The 21,731-nt window shown below is 57.0% G+C and carries 20 protein-coding genes; 6 read left to right on the top strand and 14 right to left on the bottom strand.

Annotated features, from left to right (window positions below):
• Positions 1 to 90: 90 nt before the first annotated feature.
• The 6 genes from artJ to ABLU87_RS21020 all read right to left on the bottom strand — a co-directional run bounded on the left by artJ (position 91) and on the right by ABLU87_RS21020 (position 4,609).
• Positions 91 to 822, bottom strand: a complete 732-nt coding sequence (gene artJ, locus ABLU87_RS21045; RefSeq protein ID WP_014228605.1) for an arginine ABC transporter substrate-binding protein ArtJ — start codon at positions 820 to 822, stop codon at positions 91 to 93.
• A 173-nt stretch (positions 823 to 995) separates the two neighbouring features.
• On the bottom strand, positions 996 to 1,664 hold the full coding sequence (gene artM, locus ABLU87_RS21040; protein WP_014228606.1) for an arginine ABC transporter permease ArtM: 669 nt from the start codon (positions 1,662 to 1,664) through the stop codon (positions 996 to 998).
• Positions 1,664 to 2,380, bottom strand: coding sequence for an arginine ABC transporter permease ArtQ (artQ, locus tag ABLU87_RS21035; protein WP_004100599.1), 717 nt, complete (start codon positions 2,378 to 2,380; stop codon positions 1,664 to 1,666). The genes artM and artQ overlap by 1 nt, the downstream gene beginning before the upstream one ends.
• A gap of 6 nt (positions 2,381 to 2,386) precedes the next feature.
• Entirely contained in the window at positions 2,387 to 3,118 is a 732-nt protein-coding gene (gene artI, locus ABLU87_RS21030; protein WP_004130868.1) for an arginine ABC transporter substrate-binding protein ArtI, read from the bottom strand.
• A gap of 19 nt (positions 3,119 to 3,137) precedes the next feature.
• Positions 3,138 to 3,866 carry an arginine ABC transporter ATP-binding protein ArtP gene (artP, locus tag ABLU87_RS21025; protein WP_004111834.1) on the bottom strand — a complete coding sequence of 243 codons (729 nt, stop codon included), beginning with the start codon at positions 3,864 to 3,866 and terminating at the stop codon, positions 3,138 to 3,140.
• Between the two features lie 227 nt (positions 3,867 to 4,093).
• Positions 4,094 to 4,609: a lipoprotein gene (locus tag ABLU87_RS21020; RefSeq protein WP_004849391.1), complete on the bottom strand. Its 516-nt coding sequence runs from the start codon at positions 4,607 to 4,609 to the stop codon at positions 4,094 to 4,096.
• A 117-nt stretch (positions 4,610 to 4,726) separates the two neighbouring features.
• Here ABLU87_RS21020 and ABLU87_RS21015 point away from each other — a divergent pair, with 117 nt between their 5' ends.
• Both ABLU87_RS21015 and ABLU87_RS21010 read left to right on the top strand, forming a co-directional pair.
• Positions 4,727 to 5,050, top strand: coding sequence for a heavy metal-binding domain-containing protein (locus tag ABLU87_RS21015; protein WP_004100606.1), 324 nt, complete (start codon positions 4,727 to 4,729; stop codon positions 5,048 to 5,050).
• Complete coding sequence (locus tag ABLU87_RS21010) at positions 5,047 to 5,877, top strand: N-acetylmuramoyl-L-alanine amidase (RefSeq protein WP_014837943.1); 831 nt, start codon at positions 5,047 to 5,049, stop codon at positions 5,875 to 5,877. Before ABLU87_RS21015 ends, ABLU87_RS21010 begins: the two co-directional genes overlap by 4 nt.
• Here the strand turns inward: ABLU87_RS21010 and ABLU87_RS21005 are convergent.
• The 4 genes from ABLU87_RS21005 to poxB form a co-directional block, all read right to left on the bottom strand.
• Positions 5,874 to 6,887, bottom strand: coding sequence for an NAD(P)-dependent oxidoreductase (locus ABLU87_RS21005; protein ID WP_122117665.1), 1,014 nt, complete (start codon positions 6,885 to 6,887; stop codon positions 5,874 to 5,876). The two genes, ABLU87_RS21010 and ABLU87_RS21005, sit on opposite strands and share 4 nt — an antisense overlap.
• Positions 6,888 to 6,983: 96 nt before the next feature.
• A complete protein-coding gene (locus tag ABLU87_RS21000; RefSeq protein WP_025108288.1) occupies positions 6,984 to 8,417 on the bottom strand; it encodes a DUF2867 domain-containing protein in 1,434 nt (477 codons plus the stop codon).
• Between the two features lie 10 nt (positions 8,418 to 8,427).
• Positions 8,428 to 9,429, bottom strand: a complete 1,002-nt coding sequence (gene ltaE / locus ABLU87_RS20995; RefSeq protein ID WP_025108289.1) for a low-specificity L-threonine aldolase — start codon at positions 9,427 to 9,429, stop codon at positions 8,428 to 8,430.
• 154 nt (positions 9,430 to 9,583) lie between these two features.
• Complete coding sequence (poxB, locus tag ABLU87_RS20990; protein ID WP_025108290.1) at positions 9,584 to 11,302, bottom strand: ubiquinone-dependent pyruvate dehydrogenase; 1,719 nt, start codon at positions 11,300 to 11,302, stop codon at positions 9,584 to 9,586.
• A 152-nt stretch (positions 11,303 to 11,454) separates the two neighbouring features.
• Between poxB and ABLU87_RS20985 the strand changes: the two genes are divergently transcribed.
• A complete protein-coding gene (locus ABLU87_RS20985; RefSeq protein ID WP_014228613.1) occupies positions 11,455 to 11,889 on the top strand; it encodes a DoxX family protein in 435 nt (144 codons plus the stop codon).
• A 39-nt stretch (positions 11,890 to 11,928) separates the two neighbouring features.
• On the opposite strand, the gene hcr is transcribed toward ABLU87_RS20985, so the two are convergent.
• From hcr to aqpZ, 4 genes are all read right to left on the bottom strand, one after another.
• The gene (gene hcr, locus ABLU87_RS20980; protein ID WP_014228614.1) at positions 11,929 to 12,897 is read right to left on the bottom strand and encodes an NADH oxidoreductase; all 969 of its coding nucleotides are present in this window, start codon (positions 12,895 to 12,897) and stop codon (positions 11,929 to 11,931) included.
• A gap of 10 nt (positions 12,898 to 12,907) precedes the next feature.
• Positions 12,908 to 14,560 (bottom strand): hydroxylamine reductase, encoded by a 1,653-nt coding sequence (gene hcp, locus ABLU87_RS20975; protein WP_025108293.1) that lies wholly within the window; start codon positions 14,558 to 14,560, stop codon positions 12,908 to 12,910.
• 145 nt (positions 14,561 to 14,705) lie between these two features.
• Positions 14,706 to 15,605, bottom strand: coding sequence for a lysine exporter LysO family protein (locus tag ABLU87_RS20970; RefSeq protein ID WP_014837946.1), 900 nt, complete (start codon positions 15,603 to 15,605; stop codon positions 14,706 to 14,708).
• A 125-nt stretch (positions 15,606 to 15,730) separates the two neighbouring features.
• Positions 15,731 to 16,426 (bottom strand): aquaporin Z, encoded by a 696-nt coding sequence (gene aqpZ / locus ABLU87_RS20965; protein ID WP_004849414.1) that lies wholly within the window; start codon positions 16,424 to 16,426, stop codon positions 15,731 to 15,733.
• Between the two features lie 382 nt (positions 16,427 to 16,808).
• Between aqpZ and ABLU87_RS20960 the strand changes: the two genes are divergently transcribed.
• The 3 genes from ABLU87_RS20960 to macB all read left to right on the top strand — a co-directional run bounded on the left by ABLU87_RS20960 (position 16,809) and on the right by macB (position 21,701).
• On the top strand, positions 16,809 to 18,467 hold the full coding sequence (locus ABLU87_RS20960) for an ATP-dependent endonuclease (protein ID WP_032748892.1): 1,659 nt from the start codon (positions 16,809 to 16,811) through the stop codon (positions 18,465 to 18,467).
• A 175-nt stretch (positions 18,468 to 18,642) separates the two neighbouring features.
• Complete coding sequence (gene macA, locus ABLU87_RS20955) at positions 18,643 to 19,758, top strand: macrolide transporter subunit MacA (RefSeq protein WP_014228619.1); 1,116 nt, start codon at positions 18,643 to 18,645, stop codon at positions 19,756 to 19,758.
• Positions 19,755 to 21,701 (top strand): macrolide ABC transporter ATP-binding protein/permease MacB, encoded by a 1,947-nt coding sequence (macB, locus tag ABLU87_RS20950; RefSeq protein ID WP_064404652.1) that lies wholly within the window; start codon positions 19,755 to 19,757, stop codon positions 21,699 to 21,701. The genes macA and macB overlap by 4 nt, the downstream gene beginning before the upstream one ends.
• The last annotated feature ends 30 nt before the right edge of the window (positions 21,702 to 21,731 follow it).

The following is a 21,731-nucleotide window of genomic DNA, read 5'->3' as shown; positions in this document are numbered from 1 at the left end:
CCGCGCTGCGCTTGCCCGGGCTACGGGGCCACGGCTGTCTGCGGGCCGGTAGCCCGGACAGGCGCGTCAAGCGCCGCCTCCGGGAAATGCTTACTCCGGGAACCACTGCTTGCTGATTTTCTCGTAGGTGCCGTCGGCTTTAATCGCCTTCAGCGCGGCGTTCAGTTTTTCCAGCAGCGCTTTGTTATCCGGGCGTACCGCAATGCCGAGGCCGGTACCGAAGTACTGCGCGTCGGTGACTTTCGGCGTTGCCGCGCCCAGCTGCGGGTTGGTTTTTAGCCACTCGTTGACCACGGCGGTATCGCCAAACACCCCATCAATACGGCCATTTTTCAGGTCGATAAACGCATTCTGGTAGCTATCGTAAGCCACGGTTTTCACTTCCGGATGTTTATCCTGCAGGTATTTCTGGTGCGTGGTGCCGTTTTCCATCCCGATACGCTTACCTTTCAGATCGGCGAAAGAGTGGAAGGCATCTTTCTTCGAGATAACCAGCGCGGAGTTAGCGTAGTACGGGTCGGTAAATGCCACCTGCTTGCTGCGCTCCGGGGTAATGTCCATGCCGGAGATGACCGCATCATATTTCTTGAATTTGAGCGCCGGGATCAGGCTGTCGAAGGCATGGTTGGTAAACGTACACTCAGCCTGCATCTGCTTACACAGCGCGTTTGCCAGATCGATGTCGAAACCGGCGATCTGGTTATTGGCGTCCATCGATTCAAACGGTGGGTAAGTTGCAGAAACGCCAAAGCTGATTTTTTCTGCGGCAGCGGCGCCAAAGGCGAAAGTGCTAAGCAGTGCGGCCAGAACTAACTTTTTCATTGTGGAACTCCCGTCGGTCAATCTTATGATGTTGTGCCGTGTCTGCGGCTGGGAGTAACAATGCCACTAAATGAATTTATATTCAATAATAATGGATATTTATTTTAATTAGAATAAAAAAAGACGGATAATTCAGTGAGCTTATCCGTCTTGATTTGGCTTTTTATGCGTTTTTAATTGCGTCGCTCAAAGGCCAGCGCTTTATGTTCCACCAGGCGCATCAGCAGCGTCAGCAGGCCATTGACCACCAGATAGACAATGCCGGCGGCGCCGAACACCATCACATCATAGGTACGCCCATAGAGCAGCTGGCTGTGACCCATCACTTCCATCAGGGTAATGGTGTAGGCCAGAGACGTACTCTTGAACACCAGCACCACTTCGTTGGAGTAGGAGGAGAGGGCGCGTTTAAAGGCGTACGGCAGCAGGATCGCCAGCGTATCTTTCTTACTCATTCCCAGCGCGCCGCAGGATTGCCACTGGCCATCCGGGATGGCGCGAATGGCGCCATAAAACAGCTGCGTGGTATAAGCGGCGCTGTTGAGAGAAAGGGCGATCAGCGCGCAGAGCCAGGGCTCGGAAATCAGATGCCAGAGTACCGGATACTCCTGCAGCGACGGGAACTGTCCCGGGCCGTAGTAAATCAGGAAGATCTGCACCAGCAGCGGCGTGCCGGTAAACAGCGTGATATAGCCGCGCACGATCCACACCAGCCCCGGCGTTTTTAGCGTCAGAATGATGGTGAAGATCAGCGACAGAATCAGCGCTACGACGATAGAGGCTGCGGTCAGCGTCAGGCTGGTATGCAGCCCTTTTAGCAGTTCGGGTAAGTAATCAAGCATCAGCCTGGTCTCCGTTCGAAGCGCGTCGCACGCTGGTCAATACGTTTCAGAATGTACTGACTCAACAGGGTGATGACCAGATAGATTGCCGCCGCGATGATATACCAGTTAAACGGCTCCTGGGTTCGGGTGGCGATGCTTTTAGTTTGCAGCATCAGATCGTTGACGCTGATCAGGCTCACCAGCGCGGTATCCTTCAGCAGCACCAGCCACTGGTTGCCGAGTCCAGGCAGCGCGTGGCGCCACATTTGCGGCATCACTAAGCGAAAGAAAATAGCGGCTTTCGATAATCCCAGCGCCTGACCGGATTCCCATTGCCCCTGCGGAACGGCTTTAAGCGCCCCGCGCAGGGTCTGCGATGCGTAAGCGGCATACAGCAGAGAAAGCGCGATAGCCCCGCAGAGGAACGGACTGACGTCGAAGTTTTCAATCTGCATCTGTACCGGGATCTGCACAATGCCGAGATTGATCGTAAAACCGTCAGAAAGGGTCAGCAGAAGCTGTGAGGAACCAAAATAGATAAACAGAACCACCAGAATTTCCGGTAGTCCGCGCAAAAGGGTGACAATGCCGGTTGCGAGCCAGGCGACCGGACGCAGCTTTACCGACTCGAGGACGGCAAACAGCATCGCCAGCACCAGGCCGATGATCAGGGCGCAAACGGCAAGGCCGACGGTCATCCCGGCGGCGCTTGCTAATGGAAAAAATTCGTTCATTCAGCGTTACTTCTGGAACCATTTGTTATAGATAGACTGGTAAGTCCCATCGCTTTTCACTTTTTCCAGCGCAGCGTTAAATTTCTGCTGCAGTTCGGTATTGCCCTGGCGCAGCGCAATGCCGAGACCGGTGCCGAAGTAGTCTTTATCGGTCACCTTGTCGCCCACCGCGGCCAGCTTCGGATTGCTCTTCAGCCATTCGGTCACCACGGCGGTATCGCCGAATACGGCATCAATACGGCCGTTCTGCAGGTCCAGCTTCGCATTCTGGTAGCTGTCGTAAGGAACGGTCGTGATTTCCGGGTGTTTGTCGGTGATGAATTTCTGGTGAGTGGTGCCGTTCTGCACGCCGACTTTCTTGCCTTTCAGGGCGTCAATGCTGGTGAATTTACCCTGCTGGCCGACGAACAGCGCGGAGTTTTCATAGTACGGGGTGGTGAACAGCACCTGTTTTTCACGCTCAGGGGTGATGTCCATCCCGGCCATGACCGCGTCGAAACGGCGGAACTTCAGGCTGGGAATCAGGCTGTCGAAAGCCTGGTTGGTAAAGGTGCAGGTGGCATCAATCTCTTTACACAGCGCGTTCGCCAGATCGACATCAAAGCCGACAATTTTGTTATTGGCATCGATCGATTCAAACGGAGGGTAGGAGGCCTCGGTGGCGAAACGAATGGTCTGGGCTGCGGTAGCGGAGAGGCTCATGCCCGCAAGAAGAGCGGCAATCAGTACTTTTTTCATCGTCATTTCCCCGAAAACATCAATGTGAAAGATAGTTTTTAAACGCGTCGGTCTGCGGATGCGCGAAGCAGCCGGCATCACCTTGTTCAACGATATGGCCATTTTCCATATAGACCACGCGGCTGGCTGTTTTGCGCGCCACTTCCACTTCGTGGGTGACGATAACCTGCGTAATACCGGTTTCAGCCAGTTCGCGGATAATACTGACGATCTGGGCGGTGATTTCTGGATCGAGCGCCGCCGTGGGTTCATCGAACAGCAGAACCTGCGGTTCCATCATCAGGGCGCGGGCAATAGCGACGCGCTGCTGCTGGCCGCCGGAAAGATGCAGCGGGTAGCGATCGCTATAGGGTTTCAGGCGCAGACGTTCGAGCAGCTTTTCAGCGCGGGCGAGAGCCTGATCTTTGCTCAAACCGAGCACGCGGCAGGGAGCTTCAATCAGATTTTGCTGCACGGTCAGATGCGGCCACAGATTGTACTGTTGGAACACCATACCCACGTTCTGGCGCAGCTCGCGAATGGCTTTGTCAGAAGGCGCTTTGGTAAAGTCGAAATGATTTCCGGCGATATGCAGCGTACCGGAACGCGGCATCTCCAGCAGATTAAGGACGCGCAGCAGCGAGCTTTTACCGGCACCGCTTGGGCCGAGCAGCACCAGCGTTTCCCCCTGCGGGCAATCCAGCGTGATGTCGAACAGCGCCTGGTGTGCGCCGTAGAAGCAATTAATGCCGTTTAATTTTATGCTCATCTGGGCAGTCTGATACATATAGCAATTGAGGCCGCAAATAGTACCTTTGGCAGAATAGTTATGCAATATTTATGCGTTAAAAGTTAAATGTAAACCATGTTTACATTTAAAGTTAGCACAAAATATGGCTTCGTGAAGGTGGGATAAGTCAATGTCGGCATTACCAGCGGAAATGCCGACATTTTACCGGGGTTATTTCATTCGGCCTGAGCGGCCCAACGCCTGGATTAGCGTTTTTCCAGACTCTGACGCAGGGTGCCCGCCGGCGCATGGGCGTTGTTGCCGAGGTAGCGCACGTCATCCACGGCCCAGCACTGGCCTTCCTGAATCATCAGCACTTCGTCTTTCCAGCTTTGGGTGCCCTGTTTCAGCTCCACGCGCAGGGGAATATTGCGCGCGTCGCGATTAGGGATGGTGGAGGCGCTGGCGACATCGGCGCTGTCGGCTGGCGTTGTGCTACTGGAGAAAAGATTTGACTGCAGCAGGGCGTTGTTAGACGGGTCCTGACGCGCGTCGTTCAGCAGTTTTGCCAGACCGTCGCTCAGGTATGGGCGCAGCGCGGTTAAATCGCTGTTGCGGTGCTGTACCTGATAGTCATAAAACTTCTGCGCTACGTCATCCGGGCCGCCTTCGATGCAGGGGCCGCTGCGGGTGCCGTTATCTTTGTACGCAGGCGTGACGGTAGTACAGGCGCTGAGCGCCAGCGCGCAGGGGAGGACTAATGCAAGAACTTTGTAGCGCATGATGATTTCCTTATGAGCTCACTACGTTAGAATATCTTTTCAAGCATAGTGTATCAGATAGGGATTGTGCTTGACCCTTAGAGCTAACGCATTGAACGCTAAAGAAGGAGTTTCATCATGCAATTTTCCACCACTCCGACCCTCGAAGGTCAGCCCATCATTGAATACTGCGGCGTCGTCACGGGGGAAGCGATTCTCGGCGCCAACGTATTCCGCGATTTTTTCGCCAGCATCCGCGATATCGTCGGCGGTCGTTCCGGCGCCTATGAAAAGGAGCTGCGTAAGGCCCGTGAAATTGCGTTTGAAGAGCTGAGCGAGCAGGCGAAGGCGCTGGGCGCCAATGCGGTGGTCGGCATTGATATTGACTACGAAACCGTAGGTAAAGATAGCAGCATGCTGATGGTCAGCGTTAGCGGCACCGCGGTGAAGACCCGCCGATGAGAGCTTGCCGGGCAGGCGTACTGCTGGCGCTGCTGCTGGCGGGCTGCGCCAGCGAAAAAGGTATTATCGATCGCGATGGCTATCAGCTGGATACGCGCCATCCGGCGCAGGCGGCTTATCCGCGCATCAAAGTGCTGGTGATTCACTACACCGCCGATGATTTCGACGTTTCGCTGGCGACGCTGACGGATAACCAGGTGAGCTCTCACTACCTGATCCCGGAGAAACCGCCGCTGCACGGAGGTAAACCGCGGATCTGGCAGCTGGTGCCGGAAGAGGAACTTGCCTGGCATGCGGGCGTCAGCTTCTGGCGCGGCAGCACGCGCATTAACGACACTTCGATTGGCATCGAGCTGGAGAACCGCGGCTGGCAAAAAACGGCGGGGGTGAAAAGCTTTACGCCGTTTAATCCGGCGCAGATTGACGCCCTGATCCCGCTGGCGAAAGATATTATCGCCCGCTACCACATCGCGCCGCAGAACGTGGTCGCCCATGCGGATATCGCGCCGCAGCGTAAAGACGATCCGGGGCCGCTGTTCCCGTGGCGCAGGCTGGCCGAGCAGGGGATTGGCGCATGGCCTGATGCCCGGCGCGTGGCATTTTATCTGCAGGGCCGTCCGTCATACGAGCCGGTAGACGCCGCAGCGCTGCTGGACGTCCTGGCGCGCTACGGCTATCAGGTGACGCCGGAAATGACGCCAGCGCAGCAGAAGCGGGTCATTATGGCTTTCCAGATGCACTTCCGTCCCGCGCGCTGGGACGGGGTTGCCGATGCGCAAACCCTGGCGATAGCCGAAGCGCTGCTGGAAAAGTACGGGCGTGGTTAATAGTACAGCTTGCCGTGGTCCTTCAACCACGCGGCGGTGCGGAGAATCCCTTCATCCATCGTGATGACCGGCTGATAGCCTAGCTCCTGCTGGGCGCGGGAGATATCAAGAGTAAAATCAAAGTTCAGCTTAGAGACGCCGTAGTGGGTAAATGCGGGCTCTTTCGCTGACTTATTGCCAAAGCGCTCCATGCTGCGGGCGATGATATCCAGCATGGGATAGGGAACCGAACGGATGCGGCACTTAATCCCCAGCTCGTCTATGAGTTTCTGCACAATGCTGTGCAGGGTTTGCGGTTCGCCGTTAGTAATGTTGTACGCGCGGGCCGAGGGCAGAAGGTCACTCTGCGGCTGGCTGGCGAGCCACATCGCGTGTACCGCGTTTTCATAGTAGGTCATATCCACCAGCGCGCTGCCGCCGCGCGGCAACAGGACGCTGCCGTAGTGCTGCATCATCTGCGCCAGGCGCGGGATAAACACTTTATCATGCGGGCCAAACAGGCTTTGCGGACGCAGGATTGTAAAACGGGTATTTGGGTTGGCCTGCGCCAGCAGATTGATCACATCTTCGCTTGCCGCCTTGCTGCGGGCGAATTCGTTGGCGAAACGCTGCGGGCGGAAATCCTCCGCAACATCGCGATGATGGTGATAATCAAAATAGAGCGACGGCGAAGAGATATGCACGAAGTTGCGCACGCCCCAGGCAACCGCCCACTCGCCGAGACGCCGGGTCGCGCGCACGTTAGCTAAATCGAAGGCCTGCTGGGTGCCCCACGGCGAGGTAAAGCTGGAACAGTGCCACAGGGTATCGATACCGGCGAGCATCACTTTGGCCTGCGAAGAGACCAGCTCGGTTAAGTCCGCAGGGACGAACTCTGCGCCCATTTTGCTCAGAAGCTTGCCCATCGCTTCGTTGCGCCCGGTCGCTCTGACGCTAATGCCCCTGTTACGCAGATATTCCACCGCGTTGCGGCCCAATCCGCTGGTCGCACCGGTAACCAGTACCTTCATATCGATCCACTGTTTAACAAAAGAATTTCGTGCGCATTTTTCCGTGATTCTGACTACGATGCAATGAGAATCATGAAAGAATTCTGCACCTATACTCTATTTGATGGTGATTTGCTCCGCCAGGTGGGCGATGCGTCGCGCCATACCGCGAAAAATAAACAGATGCGCCGGGATCATCAGCAGCCAGTAGAAAAGCCCCGGCATACCGTGCGGGTGCCACCAGGCGCGCACGTCCAGTTCGCGATGATCGCCTTTATCGCGCAGGGTAAAGCTCAGGCGGCCAAGGCCGGGCGCTTTCATGCCGAATAACAGCGTCAACTGCTTTTCCGGCTCGACGATAATCACCTTCCAGCTGTCCACCGCATCGCCGGTCTGCAGATATTCATTTTCCGGGCGACCTTTTGCCAGCCGGTGACCGACCAGCAGATCCATCACCCCGCGTGTTTTCCACAGAGCGTTGCCGAAGAAATAGCCCTCTTTGCCGCCAATTTGGTTGACTACCTTCCACAGCGCAGCAAGGCTGGCGGAAGTGTTAACGGTACAGCCTGCCTGTTTCGGATAGTAGCCGTACTCGGGCCGCCAGCGGGCGAAGGCCTGCGCATCGTAGCCCCAGTCGCTGGAGTTCACCAGCTGCTCCTCTTCTTTAAGCGTAAGGCGCACCGCTTCATCAAACGCGATAAGCGGTTGAGGAATTAAGGCCCGCAGGGCCCGATCGTCGGCAATCAGATCGTGCTTTAGCCCCTGGATCAGCGCTTTGGCCGTGGTTGGCGGCACTGAGGTAATGACGTTGAGAAACCACACCGAAATCCAGCGGGTCGGGAAAGGGATGGGGATCAGCGGGCGGCGTTTGCCGCTGACCGCCATAAAGCGGATGAACTGCTGCTGATAGCTCAAAATTTCCGGTCCGGCGGCTTCAAACACCCGATGCTCGCGGGCCGGATGGTTTAGCAGCTGCAGCAGATAGTAGAGTAAATTTTCCAGCGCAATCGGCGTGGTGCGCGAGCGCACCCAGCGCGGCGGCGTCAGCACCGGCAGGTTGTAGACCATATCGCGCATCACTTCGAAGGCGGCGGAACCGGCGCCGACGATAATGCCGGCGCGAACTTCCGCTACCGGAACGCCTGATTCGCGCAGCAGATCGCCGGTGATCTGGCGGGCGCGCAGATGATCGGATTGCTCCTGCTTCTCCACCTGTAAGGAACTGAGAAAGATGACTTCGTTCACCGGCGACTTGCGCAGCGCGTCGCGAACGTTGAGGGCGACCCGCCGTTCGTGGCGGATAAAGTCGCCGCCTTCGCCCATCCCGTGCACCAGATAGTAAACGGTATCAGCCTGCGCCAGCAGGGCGGGTAGCGCGTCCGGCTGGTTTAAATCGAGCGAATAGCACTCGACGCCGGGGAGCTGCTGTTTTTTAAGCCTGTCGATCTGGCGTGCCGCCGCCAGCACGGTGAAGCCCTGCTCGCTGAGCCTTTTCACCAGATGCTGGCCGATATAACCGCTGGCGCCAAGCACCAGAATTCGCTGCGACACGCCGGACTCCTTAACGGTTTAAAAATGCCTGCCAGTGGCTAACCACCTCGGTGAGCTGCTGGCGGTTAACGTCAATATGCGTCACCAGGCGCACGATGGGCGAGGCGTTGATCAGCACCCCGCGTTCGCGCAGATACTCGCCCAGCGCGGCGGCGCGCGCTTCACCGACGCGAACAAACAGCATATTGGTATCATGACGCGTCACCTCGGCGCCGGCGGCGCGCAGCTGCTCCGCCATCCACGCGGCGTTGTCGTGATCCTCTTTTAAGCGCGCGACGTTGTTCTGCAGGGCATACAGGCCCGCGGCCGCCAGAATACCGGCCTGACGCATCCCGCCGCCGACCATTTTCCGCCAGCGGATAGCGCGGTGAATGTACTCTTCGCTCCCCACCAGCAGCGAGCCTACCGGCGCGCCGAGTCCTTTAGACAGGCAGATGGTGAAGGAGTCGCAGTAGCGGGCGATCTCGCGCAGCGCGCAGCCGTATTCCACGACGGCGTTAAAAATACGCGCCCCGTCAACGTGCAGTCCCAGGCCGCGCTGGCGCGTAAACTCCCAGGCTTCTTTGAGATATTCACGCGGCAGCACTTTGCCGTTATGGGTGTTTTCCAGCGACAGCAGCCGGGTAGGGGCGAAATGGATATCGTCCGGTTTGATTTTGGCCGCGACTTTATCCAGCGGCAGGGAACCGTCCGCTGCGGCATCGATTGGCTGCGGCTGGATGCTGCCAAGCACCGCCGCGCCGCCGGCTTCGTAGAGATAGTTATGCGCGCCCTGGCCGACGATATACTCTTCGCCGCGCTGGCAGTGGCTGAGCAGGGCGACCAGGTTGGCCTGGGTGCCGCTAGGCAGGAAGATAGCGGCCTCTTTGCCCGCCAGGTCGGCGGCAAAGCGCTGGAGTTCGTTAACGGTCGGGTCATCGCCATACACGTCATCCCCGACCGGGGCGGCCATCATGGCTTCCAGCATGGCGCGGCCCGGACGGGTAACGGTATCGCTGCGTAAATCTATCATGTCATATCCTTATACACTTCATCCTTCGCGCTGCCCCGGCGTGGGCTGCACCCTCAAACCCCGGTCACAGAGTTATCTCTGCGCCCGGGGATTTTCGGCCTTGCCGCCTTGAGGCAACACGAATAATTTTGCGTATGAATTGAAAAGGATATTTTTACCTTAGCCAGTTAGTTTTCGCCAGTTCGATAACTTCGTCGCCGCGGCCGCTGATAATCGCGCGCAGCATATAAAGGCTGAAACCTTTGGCCTGCTCCAGTTTAATTTGCGGCGGCATCGCCAGCTCTTCACTGGCGACGACCACATCCACCAGGACCGGGCCATCGGTAGCGAAAGCGGTTTGCAGCGCTTCATCAACCTCTGACGCGCTTTCAACACGTATGCCCTTGATGCCGCACGCTTCGGCGATGCGGGCAAAGTTGGTGGCGTGAAGTTCAGTGCCGTCTGTCAGATAGCCCCCGGCCTTCATCTCCATCGCCACGAAGCCCAGTACGCTGTTATTGAAGATAACGATCTTCACCGGCAGCTTCATCTGCGCCAGCGAGAGAAAATCCCCCATCAGCATGCTGAAGCCGCCGTCGCCGCACATTGCCACAACCTGACGGTCAGGGGCGGTGGCCTTCGCACCGATGGCCTGCGGCATGGCGTTAGCCATTGACCCATGGTTGAACGATCCGAGCAGGCGACGCTTGCCGTTCATCTGCAAATAGCGCGCGGCCCAGACGGTCGGCGTACCCACGTCGCAGGTAAAGATGGCATCGTCGTCGGCATAGTGGCTGATGCGCTGCGCCAGATACTGCGGATGAATTGTTTTGTCGCTGGGCTTCGCCAGGTCATCAAGCCCCTTGCGCGCGTCGCGATAGTGTTCCAGCGCTTTATCGAGGAACTTACGGTCGGTTTTCTCCTCAAGATGCGGCATCAGCGCGCTGAGGGTCGATTTAATATCGCCGACCAGCGCCATATCCACTTTACTGTGGGCGCCAATACTGCCGGGATTGATATCAATCTGAATGATTTTCGCGTCCGTCGGGTAGAAGGCGCGATAGGGGAACTGGGTGCCGAGCAGCACCAGGGTGTCAGCGTTCATCATGGTGTGGAAGCCGGAGGAGAAGCCAATCAGCCCGGTCATCCCCACATCATAAGGGTTGTCGTATTCTACGTGCTCTTTGCCGCGCAGCGCGTGAACGATAGGCGCTTTGAGCTTCGCGGCGAAGTCTACCAGCTCTTTATGCGCCCCGGCGCAGCCGCTGCCGCACATCAGGGCGATGTTGCTTGAATAGCGCAGCAGCTGGGCCAGCTTTTTCAGCTCTTCTTCCGCCGGCGTCACCTGCGGCAGCGGCGCGTGGTACCAGTGGCTGCTGGCGCTTTCCGGCGCGGCTTTCAGCGCAACGTCGCCGGGAAGCACCACTACCGAGACGCCGCGGTTAATCACTGCTTTGCGCATGGCGATGGCCAGCACCTGCGGGATCTGTTCCGGGGTTGAGACCAGTTCACAGTAGTGACTGCATTCCCGGAACAGCTCCTGCGGATGCGTTTCCTGAAAATAGCCGCTGCCGATTTCGCTGGAAGGAATATGGGCGGCGATGGCCAGAACCGGAACGTGATTGCGGTGGCAGTCGAAAAGGCCGTTAATCAGATGCAGGTTGCCCGGCCCGCAGGAGCCTGCGCAGACCGCCAGTTCGCCGGTAAGCTGCGCTTCCGCCCCGGCGGCGAAGGCGGCCACTTCTTCATGGCGCGTGGGCATCCAGTCGATGGTCCCCATACGGTTCAGGCTGTCGCTTAAGCCGTTGAGCGAATCCCCGGTTACGCCCCAAATACGTTTAACGCCAGCCTGTTCAAGAGTTTTGGCAATGTATGCCGCCACGGTCTGTTTCATGGTTCTCCATCTCCTTTTTGTGATAACGCTTACAAGCTTAGATGAAACTGCCAGTTACGCTCGCTTTCACCTCTCATTTTCCGCTGGTTTTTTTCAGCGAAAACTTCGCATAATCTGAGCTCACATAAAGTGGTAAACAGGAATCATTTCAAATGGTTAAATCGCTGTTAAATGCTGTTAATAAACTGCTATCCCATGACGATTTCGGCAAACTCTTGTTACGACTTGCCGTTGGCGGGCTGATGCTGTTTCACGGGTTGCATAAGCTATTTGATGGCGTAGGGGGAATCAGCAATATGCTGGTAGCAAAAGGATTGCCGGGGTTTATCGCTTATGGGGTTTTAGTGGGCGAGGTGGTAGCGCCTTGCCTGCTGATTCTGGGAGTGCTTACGCGTCCGGCGGCGCTGGTGCTGGCGTTTACGATGGTCGTGGCCTGGCTGATGGTGGGGACGGGCAAAACCTTTGCGCTGGATGCGGTAGGCGCGTGGGCGATTGAGAGCCTGGTCTATTTCTTTGTTGGCGCGCTGGCGATTGCCTTCCTCGGGGCAGGGCGCTATGCCATCGGCGGCAATTCGGCCTGGCGGTAAACATTGCCGGACGGCGTTGCGCCATCCGGCAGCTGAGGGTTAAGCCAGTACCAAATCACCCTGCGGGTGGCAGGAGCAGGCCAGCACGTAGCCTTCAGCGATTTCCGCATCGGTTAACGTCATGGTACTGCTGACGGTATATTCTCCGGAAACCACTTTGGTTTTGCAGCAGCCGCAGACGCCTGCGCGACAGGCGACGGTAACCGGCACCTTATTGCTTTCCAGCGCTTCGAGCAGCGTGGTGCCGACCGGCGCGTAGAACGCTTTCGCCGGCTGCAGTTTGGTGAACTTCAGGCCGCTGGTAGCGGCTTCGGCTACCGGCGTAAAGAACTGCTCTTTAAAGAAACGCGTCGCGCCCAGCGCTTTCACCTCCTGCTCAACCCAATCCATATACGGCGCCGGGCCGCAGGTCATCACGGTACGAGAGGTCAGATCCGGTACGCTTTTCAGCAGATCGGTCGTCAGTCGGCCAGAAACAAAACCGTGGGTGGCATTGTTTTCAGCGACTAAGGTCACCGGATATTCGCGCCATTCGTCGGCAAAAATAACATCTTGCGGTGAACGAACGTTAAAGATCACCTGCACATCGGCCTGCGGGCGGTACTTTGCCAACCAGCGACGCATTGACATGATTGGCGTAACGCCGCAGCCAGCAGCCAGCATCAGGAACTTATCTTCAGCCTTATCTTCACAGGTAAATTCACCCATGGCATCGGACAGCCAGATATAGTCGCCGCGCTTCACGTCGCGGGTCAGCCACTGTGAGCCTGCGCCATCGTCAATCCGACGGATGGTCAGCGTGATGTACTCGCTTACTCCCGGCGTCGATGAAATGGTGTAAGCACGCAGCGTCTCCGCTGAATTACGTACGCTGACCAGTGCATACTGCCCGGCACGGTACGGATAATAGTCGTGGCACAGCAACGAAATTGTCCATACATCCGGCGTTTCCTGATGGATGTGATGAACCTGCATCCGCCATGGGCACTGATGAGTTGGCATTGTCATTCTTTACTCCTTACGCGCTCAGCAGCTGCTTCATGTCTTCTTCAACGGTGGTCACGGAACGCAGACCGAATTTCTCGTTGAGAACGGCCAGCAGGTCCGGCGTGAAGAAGCCCGGCGCCGTCGGGCCGGTGACGATATTTTTCACGCCCAGCGACAGCAGGGTCAGCAGAATAACAATCGCTTTCTGTTCAAACCAGGAGAGCACCAGAGACAGCGGCAGGTCGTTCACGCCACAACCCAGTTTCTCAGCCAGGGTGACCGCCAGGATGATGGCAGAGTAAGCGTCGTTACACTGACCGGCATCGACCAGACGCGGCAGACCTTCGATATCGCCGAATTCGAGTTTGTTGAAACGGTATTTACCGCAGGCCAGGGTCAGGATCAGGCAGTCGTCCGGTACGCTGGTGGCGAAATCGGTGAAGTAGTTACGTTCGCCGCGCGCCCCGTCGCAGCCGCCCACCAGGAAGATATGGCGCAGTTTTTCACGGCTCACCAGGTCGATCAGCGTATCAGCCGCGCCCAGCAGGGTCTGACGACCGAAGCCAACGGTGATCAGGTGCGGGATCTCGCTGTACGGGAAGCCCGCCATCTGCTGCGCCTGGGCGATAACCGGGGCGAAATCTTCGCCTTCCAGATGATTGACGCCTGGCCAGCCGACGATGCTGCGGGTCCAGATACGGTCGTCATAGGCACCGACGGTTGGGTCGATGATGCAGTTAGAGGTCATCACAATCGGGCCAGGGAAGCGGGCAAACTCGACCTGCTGGTTTTGCCAGCCGCTGCCGTAGTTACCAATCAGATGCTTGAATTTACGCAGTTCCGGGTAACCGTGCGCTGGCAGCATTTCACCGTGGGTGTAGACGTTAACCCCGGTACCTTCGGTTTGCTCCAGCAGGTTGTACAGATCTTTCAGGTCATGGCCGGAAATCAGAATGCATTTGCCTTCGGTCGCTTTGACGTTGACCTGAGTCGGGGTGGGGTGACCATATTTGGTGGTCTCGCCAGCGTCCAGAATGCTCATCACTTTGAAGTTCATCTGGCCGATTTCCATCGAGCACTCCAGCAGCGCGTTCATATCGGCAGGCCAGGTACCGAGCCACGCCATGATTTTATGGTACTGGGCGTAGATGTCGTTGTCGTACTGACCCAGAACGTGCGCGTGTTCCATATAAGCCGCAGCGCCTTTCAGGCCGTACAGGCACAGCAGGCGCAGGCCGAGAATGTTCTCGCCGATGGCCGCTTTGTCTTTGTTCGGGGTGAATTCCGCCGCCTGGCGCTGCAGGTCGCCCAGATCGTCGCTCGCCAGCTGCAGATCGGCCATCGGGTTGTTAACCGTCGCGTGGGCATCAATGTTCAGGCACTGGGCTTTCAGCGCTTCACGCAGGGTGATGGCCTCGCGCGCATAGCCAACGATACGCGGGGAATCGAAGTTAACGTTGGTCAGCGTGGAGAAAAAAGCGCGCGGCGCAAAGCTATCGATGTCGTGGTCGATGATGCCGTATTCACGGGCTTTAAGCGCCCAGGCGGAGAGTCCCTGCAGAGAGGCAATCAGCAGATCCTGCAGATCGGACGTTTCGGCCGTTTTCCCGCACATACCCTGCGCGTAAGAGCAGCCGTTCCCTGCCGGGGTACGGATGGTTTGTTCACATTGCACACAAAACATGGTCACACCTTTTTTAAAGTTATATTTAATATACATGTTTAAGATTATGCCCGAGCGCGAGAAGAGAAAAGGTATTTCTGATACAACTTACGGGGAGATTGATTTAGCGCAAAATTGGCGGCAGAAGACTACCGCCAGAGAGGTATTAAGCGGAGAAGAAAGCCATCAATATGGGCACCAGCAGACTGAGAATGAAGCCATGAACGATGGCCGCCGGCACAATCTCCACCCCGCCAGAGCGTTGCAGTACCGGCAGCGTAAAGTCCATTGATGTCGCGCCGCAAAGGCCCAGCGCGGTGGAACGGCTGCGGCGCACCAGTCCGGGGATAAGCATTATCGCCAGCAGCTCGCGGGCAAGATCGTTAAAGAAGGCGGCGCTGCCAATTACCGGGCCATAGGATTCGGTCAGCAGGATCCCGGAGAGCGAATACCAGCCAAACCCGGAAGCCATGGCCAGCCCGGTTTTTAGCGGCAGGTCGAGAATAAAGGCGTTGATGATACCGCCCAGCAGTGAACTGACCATGACCACCACCGCGACAATCATTCCGCGGCGATTCAGTACGATCTGCCGCAGCGTCATGCCATTATTGCGCAGTTGAATACCGATGAGGAACAAAAGGAAGATCAGGGTATATTCGCTGGCCTCGGTGGCGTGTTGTAAAAAGGATATGCCGCTCAGACCAATCATAAAACCAATAAATACCACGCCGCATAGCTGAAGGGATTCCAGAGCCATTGCCAGACGGGAGGGTAATTTTTCCTGACGATGATGATTTTGCCAGGGCATTTTTTGCTCGAGCCACATCAGGGCGGCAATATTGCATAGCAGAATAATAACGACGCTGACCGCCGCATAATGAAGGATCGCCAGGAGGTTGCTGGCCAGATTATCCAGGAAGGCCAGGCTAATACCCATAAAAAAGAGAATAACGTAGACAATCCAGCTCAGAAGTCGCGCGATGAGTTTAAGGGCTGATGGCCGATGAAGAGGAATAAGATAGCCTATAACCAACGGCAGCAGAATGATTAAAAGTCCCGAAAACATGAACGACCTGGTCCTTGCAGAATGAAAATAGCGCCCCTGACACTACCCAAATAGCCGGACTGAGTAAAGTGGTGGAAAAAAAGAAAGGCCCGGCAGCACCGGGCCTCAAGAAAAGTGGGGGAAGTTTAGCTGCGTTTTTCCAGCAGGGTGCGGTAGAGCACGCCGCCGAGAATGCCGCCGATAATCGGCATCACCCAGAATAGCCACAGCTGCTGCAGCGCCCAGCCGCCCTGAAATATCGCTACCGCGGTGCTGCGCGCCGGGTTTACCGACGTGTTGGTGACCGGAATGCTGATCAGGTGGATAAGCGTTAGCGCCAGGCCAATAGCGATAGGAGCGAAGCCGGCAGGTGCGTTTTTATCCGTGGCGCCGTGAATGACCAGCAGGAAGCCGCAGGTCAGGACGATCTCAATCACAATAGCGGAGAGCATGGAGAAACCGCCGGGAGAATGTTCGCCATAGCCGTTCGATGCGAATCCGCTAGCGGCGGCGTCAAAGCCCGCTTTACCGCTGGCGACAACGTACAGAATAGCGGCGGCGATAATACCGCCGACAACCTGGGCGATAATATAACCAATCACGTCCCTGGCCGGGAAACGACCGCCGGCCCATAAACCTAAAGTTACCGCCGGGTTAAAGTGTCCGCCGGAAATATGACCGACGGCATAAGCCATGGTTAATACGGTTAAACCGAAAGCCAGCGCGACGCCGGCAAAACCAATTCCCAGCTCAGGGAATGCCGCAGCCAGAACGGCGCTGCCGCAACCACCAAATACCAGCCAGAATGTACCAAAGCATTCTGCTGCTAATTTTCTAAACATAACCACCTCAATAAAAACGTAAACGCGCACGAGTTTTCGTGCCGGCCTTTATTTTCGCCACAAAGAATGACGACCAGAATAAAGCGACGCTATTCTAGGGACGATCGCCACCTTGGGACCAGTTAAATAAATTGATGTAATTTGATTTAGAACAATGCGCTGGGATTCCTTTTCATGTCGGATTTTTTAAAAGTGTAGAACAAAAACGGTTAAAAAAACGACTTTCAATGATGAATGCGTTTCTCAATTAAGTGAAGTACGGCGCATCACATTCCCCCCTGCAGCCATGAGCGATTCGCAGACGCCCGGAGTGTCATGTTGATGCTCACCTCGCTATACTGCTGATAACTGAAGGAGATAGTCGCCACTGAGCGGAGGGCATATGCATCTTGAGCGCGTAGAAATAGTCGGTTTTCGCGGCATTAACCGATTATCGTTGATGCTGGAACAAAATAACGTGCTGATTGGCGAAAATGCCTGGGGTAAATCCAGCCTGCTGGATGCCCTGACGCTGCTCCTGTCGCCGGAGTTCGACCTCTATCATTTTGTTCGGGAAGATTTTTGGTTTCCGCCCGGCGATATTCAGGGGCGCGAGCATCATCTGCATATCATCCTGACCTTCCGTGAAAATGAACCCGGTCGCCATCGGGTTCGACGCTATCGTCCTCTCAGCAGCTGCTGGGTTCCCTGCGACGATGGCTATCAGCGCGTTTTCTATCGCCTGGAGGGGGAGCTTGCCGATGACGACAGCGTGATGACCCTGCGCAGCTTTATTGATGGTGAAGGGAAAGCGCTGGAGCTTGACGATATTGATGAACTCGCCCGTCACCTGGTACGGCTGATGCCGGTTCTGCGGCTACGCGACGCCCGCTTTATGCGACGGATCCACAACGGCACCGTTCCGCACTCGCCGCAGATCGAAATTACCGCTCGCCAGCTTGATTTCCTCTCTCGCGAACTGGTACATCATCCGCAAAATTTAACCGATGGGCAGATCCGCCAGGGGCTGTCGGCTATGGTGCAGTTGTTGGAGCACTATTTTGCCGAGCAGAGCAGCGCGCAGTCGCGCCATCGTCTGATGCGCCGTCATTCACATGATGAACAGCGCAGCTGGCGCTACCTGGATATTATCAACAGGATGATCGACAAGCCCGGCGGGCGCAGCCATCGGGTGATTTTATTGGGGCTGTTTTCTACTCTGCTGCAGGCGAAAGGCACGGTAAGGCTCGATCGCGATGCGCGGCCGCTATTGCTGATTGAGGATCCGGAAACCCGTCTGCATCCCATTATGCTGTCGGTGGCCTGGCATTTGCTCAATTTACTGCCGCTGCAGCGGGTGACGACAACGAACTCCGGCGAGCTGCTGTCATTAACGCCCGTCGAGCACGTCTGTCGGCTGGTGCGTGAATCTTCACGAGTGTCGGCCTGGCGGCTGGGGCCCGGCGGGATGAATGCGGAAGACAGCCGACGCATCGCGTTTCATATTCGCTTTAACCGCGCTTCATCGCTGTTTGCCCGCTGCTGGCTGCTGGTGGAGGGGGAGACGGAAACCTGGGTTATCAACGAGCTGGCCCGCCAGTGCGGCCATCACTTTGATGCGGAAGGGGTGAAGGTCATTGAGTTTGCCCAGTCGGGTTTGAAGCCGCTGATTAAATTCGCCCGGCGAATGGGTATTGAGTGGCATGTGCTGGTGGATGGCGATGAAGCCGGGAAGAAATACGCCGCCACCGTTCGCAGTTTGTTGAATGACGATAAAATGCTGGAGCGAGACCATCTCACCGCGCTACCGGCGATGGATATGGAGCATTTTATGTACCGTCAGGGCTTCGACGATGTTTATCACCGGGTCGCGCAGCTGCCGATGAATATACCCATGAATATGCGGCGGGTGATCACCAAAGCGATTCATCGCTCGTCTAAGCCCGACCTGGCGATTGAAGTGGCGATGGAGGCCGGACGGCGCGGGGTTGACGCCATTCCGACGCTGTTGAAAAAAATGTTCTCTCGCGTGCTATGGCTGGCGCGCGGACGCGCGGATTAGCGCTGGCCGCTGTTTCTCTCTTTCTGCCGGGCTATCCATCCCGGCAGGTCTTCATCTGCATACCCTCAACTTCAGTTAAACAAAAATGAAGCGCATCTAAAAATGCGCGTTATTCTATTGCCGCATTTAGATAGAATTGTCGCGGGTTCTGCGGGTTAAAACATCAGGAATTGTTATGAAATTAAATGGAAAGCGCAGGAAAGTTTGGTGGCTGCTGGCGATTGTCGTGCTGGCCCTCGCCGTCTGGGGATGGCGAATTCTGAATGCGCCGCTGCCGCAGTATCAGACGCTGGTGGTGCGTAAAGGCGACCTTCAGCAGAGCGTGCTGGCGACCGGTAAGCTCGATGCGTTGAAAAAAGTGGACGTCGGGGCGCAGGTGAGCGGGCAGCTAAAAACGCTGCGCGTCGAGATTGGCGACAAAGTGAAAAAAGACCAGCTGCTGGGGGTTATCGACCCGGAGCAGGCGGAAAACCAGATAAAGGAAGTCGAAGCGACGTTGATGGAGCTACGGGCGCAGCTGAACCAGGCGCGCGCGGAACGTAAGCTATCTGCGGCGACGCTGGCTCGTCAGCAGCAGCTGGCGCAGCGGCAGCTGGTCTCTCGCCAGGACCTCGATACCGCCGCGACCGACTTAGCGGTCAAAGAGGCGCAAATCGGCACGATTGAAGCCCAGGTCAAACGCAATCAGGCGACCCTGGATACGGCCAAAACCAACCTCGACTACACCAAAATTCTGGCGCCGATGTCCGGAGAAGTGACGCAAATCACCACCCTGCAGGGGCAGACGGTGATTGCCGCCCAGCAGGCGCCGAATATTTTGACCCTGGCCGATCTCAGCACCATGCTGGTGAAGGCGCAGGTCTCGGAAGCGGACGTCATTCATCTTAAGCCAGGGCAAAAGGCCTGGTTTACCGTACTGGGCGATCCGCTGACGCGCTATGAAGGAACGCTGAAGGATATTCTCCCGACGCCCGAAAAGGTCAACGACGCTATTTTCTACTACGCCCGTTTTGAAGTGCCGAACCCGCAGGGCATCCTGCGCCTGGAGATGACCGCCCAGGTGCATATTCAGCTCTCAGAAGTGAAAAATGTTATCACCATCCCGCTGAGCGCGCTGGGTGAGGCCATCGGCGATAACCGCTATCACGTGCGTCTGCTGCGTACCGGTGAAGTTAAAGAGCGTGAAATTGTTATCGGCGCGCGTAACGACACCGATGTGGCGGTGGTGAAAGGGCTGGACGAGGGGGATGAAGTCATTATCGGCGAAGGTGCGGCCGGAGCGGCGAAATGACGGCGTTACTGGAACTGCGTGATATTCGCCGCGGCTACCCCTCCGGCGATGGCAACGTTGAGGTGCTGAAAGGCATTACGTTGAACATTGCAGCCGGTGAGATGGTGGCAATCGTCGGCGCGTCCGGCTCCGGGAAATCCACGCTGATGAATATTCTCGGCTGTCTGGACAAACCGACCGGCGGTACCTACCGGGTCGCGGGAACGGACGTGGCTCGCCTCAACGGCGACGAGCTGGCGCGCCTGCGGCGGGAACATTTCGGTTTTATTTTCCAGCGCTATCACCTGTTATCGCATCTCACCGCGGCGCAGAACGTGGAAGTTCCTGCGGTTTATGCCGGCGCTGAGCGCAAAGCGCGCCTGGCTCGGGCCCATGAGCTGCTGGTTCGGCTGGGGCTGGGCGACAGAGCTGAATATCAGCCTTCGCAGCTCTCCGGCGGCCAGCAGCAGCGGGTGAGTATCGCCCGTGCCCTGATGAACGGCGGGGAAGTGATTCTGGCGGATGAGCCAACCGGTGCGCTGGACAGCCGCTCCGGCGAAGAGGTCATGGGGATCCTTCACCAGCTAAAAGCGCAGGGGCATACGGTGATTATCGTCACCCATGACCCGCAGGTGGCGGCCCAGGCGGAGCGGGTGATTGAGATCCACGACGGTGAAATCGTGCGTAATCCGCCCGCGCTGAGTCCGGCGCAAGGCGGCGTACTGCGCCAGCGCACGGCGGCCGAACCGTCGGCGTGGCGTCAGTTCAGCAGCGGCTTTCGCGAAGCGCTGATCATGGCCTGGCGCGCGATGGCGGCGAATAAAATGCGTACGCTGCTGACGATGCTCGGCATTATTATCGGCATCGCATCTGTGGTGTCGATTGTGGTGGTGGGCGATGCCGCGAAGCAGATGGTGCTGGCCGATATCCGCGCCATCGGCACCAATACCATTGATGTATATCCCGGCAAGGATTTCGGCGATGACGATCCCCGCTATCAGCAATCGCTCAAGTACGATGACCTGTTAGCTATTCAGAAACAGCCGTGGGTGAGCTCGGCGACCCCTGCGGTATCAAAAAGCCTGCGCCTGCGGGCGAATAACATCGACGTTGCCGCCAGCGCCGAGGGCGTGGGGGCGCAGTACTTTAACGTCTACGGCATGACCTTTAGCGAAGGCAATACCTTTAACGAGCTTCAGCTAAATAGCCGCGCGCAGGTGGTGGTGCTCGACAGCAACGCGCGCCGACAGCTATTTCCGCATAAAGCGCGGGTCGTCGGCGAAGTGATTCTGGTCGGCAATATGCCCGCGACGGTGATCGGCGTGGCGGATGAAAAACAGTCAATGTTCGGCAGCAGCAAAATTCTGCGCGTCTGGTTGCCCTATACCACGATGGCTGGCCGGGTGATGGGGCAGTCGTGGCTGAATTCCATCACCGTGCGCGTCAATGAAGGCTACGACAGCGCGGTTGCCGAGCAGCAGCTGTTGCGTCTACTGGAACTGCGTCACGGTAAGAAAGATGTTTTCACCTGGAATATGGACAGCATCTTGAAAACGGCGGAACGGACCACACATACATTACAGCTGTTTCTGACGCTGGTGGCGGTGATTGCGCTGGTGGTCGGCGGTATTGGCGTGATGAATATTATGCTGGTCTCAGTCACCGAACGCACGCGGGAGATCGGTATCCGTATGGCGGTCGGGGCGCGGGCCAGCGATGTCTTACAGCAGTTTTTGATCGAGGCGGTGCTGGTTTGCCTGGTTGGCGGGGCGCTGGGCGTCACGCTTTCGCTGCTGATTGCCTTTGTATTACAGCTGTTTTTACCCGGCTGGGAGATCGGTTTTTCACCGTTGGCGCTATTGACCGCGTTTTTATGCTCCACGCTGACCGGGGTGCTGTTTGGCTGGCTACCGGCGCGCAATGCGGCTCGTCTGGACCCCGTCGACGCCCTGGCGCGCGAGTAGCGATAAAAAAATGCCAGTCAGAAGGACTGG

The organism is Klebsiella sp. CB_Kp196, assembly GCF_040061575.1.
Classification (GTDB): Bacteria; Pseudomonadota; Gammaproteobacteria; order Enterobacterales; family Enterobacteriaceae; genus Klebsiella; species Klebsiella michiganensis.
The sequence above is the reverse complement of the archived record's forward strand: the minus strand, read 5'-3'. Positions and strand labels throughout refer to the sequence as shown.

What these genes read in the sequence shown, in the direction of transcription:
- artM (WP_014228606.1), bottom strand. Translation starts at nt 1,664, where the DNA reads ATGCTTGATTACTTACCCGAACTGCTAAAAGGGCTGCATACCAGCCTG.
- ABLU87_RS20985 (WP_014228613.1), top strand. Translation starts at nt 11,455, where the DNA reads ATGGTTAAATCGCTGTTAAATGCTGTTAATAAACTGCTATCCCATGAC.
- ABLU87_RS21005 (WP_122117665.1), bottom strand. Translation starts at nt 6,887, where the DNA reads ATGAAGGTACTGGTTACCGGTGCGACCAGCGGATTGGGCCGCAACGCG.
- artP (WP_004111834.1), bottom strand. Translation starts at nt 3,866, where the DNA reads ATGAGCATAAAATTAAACGGCATTAATTGCTTCTACGGCGCACACCAG.
- macA (WP_014228619.1), top strand. Translation starts at nt 18,643, where the DNA reads ATGAAATTAAATGGAAAGCGCAGGAAAGTTTGGTGGCTGCTGGCGATT.
- ABLU87_RS20960 (WP_032748892.1), top strand. Translation starts at nt 16,809, where the DNA reads ATGCATCTTGAGCGCGTAGAAATAGTCGGTTTTCGCGGCATTAACCGA.
- aqpZ (WP_004849414.1), bottom strand. Translation starts at nt 16,426, where the DNA reads ATGTTTAGAAAATTAGCAGCAGAATGCTTTGGTACATTCTGGCTGGTA.
- hcr (WP_014228614.1), bottom strand. Translation starts at nt 12,897, where the DNA reads ATGACAATGCCAACTCATCAGTGCCCATGGCGGATGCAGGTTCATCAC.
- hcp (WP_025108293.1), bottom strand. Translation starts at nt 14,560, where the DNA reads ATGTTTTGTGTGCAATGTGAACAAACCATCCGTACCCCGGCAGGGAAC.
- ABLU87_RS21010 (WP_014837943.1), top strand. Translation starts at nt 5,047, where the DNA reads ATGAGAGCTTGCCGGGCAGGCGTACTGCTGGCGCTGCTGCTGGCGGGC.
- poxB (WP_025108290.1), bottom strand. Translation starts at nt 11,302, where the DNA reads ATGAAACAGACCGTGGCGGCATACATTGCCAAAACTCTTGAACAGGCT.
- artJ (WP_014228605.1), bottom strand. Translation starts at nt 822, where the DNA reads ATGAAAAAGTTAGTTCTGGCCGCACTGCTTAGCACTTTCGCCTTTGGC.
- artI (WP_004130868.1), bottom strand. Translation starts at nt 3,118, where the DNA reads ATGAAAAAAGTACTGATTGCCGCTCTTCTTGCGGGCATGAGCCTCTCC.
- macB (WP_064404652.1), top strand. Translation starts at nt 19,755, where the DNA reads ATGACGGCGTTACTGGAACTGCGTGATATTCGCCGCGGCTACCCCTCC.
- ABLU87_RS21020 (WP_004849391.1), bottom strand. Translation starts at nt 4,609, where the DNA reads ATGCGCTACAAAGTTCTTGCATTAGTCCTCCCCTGCGCGCTGGCGCTC.
- ABLU87_RS20970 (WP_014837946.1), bottom strand. Translation starts at nt 15,605, where the DNA reads ATGTTTTCGGGACTTTTAATCATTCTGCTGCCGTTGGTTATAGGCTAT.
- artQ (WP_004100599.1), bottom strand. Translation starts at nt 2,380, where the DNA reads ATGAACGAATTTTTTCCATTAGCAAGCGCCGCCGGGATGACCGTCGGC.
- ABLU87_RS21015 (WP_004100606.1), top strand. Translation starts at nt 4,727, where the DNA reads ATGCAATTTTCCACCACTCCGACCCTCGAAGGTCAGCCCATCATTGAA.
- ltaE (WP_025108289.1), bottom strand. Translation starts at nt 9,429, where the DNA reads ATGATAGATTTACGCAGCGATACCGTTACCCGTCCGGGCCGCGCCATG.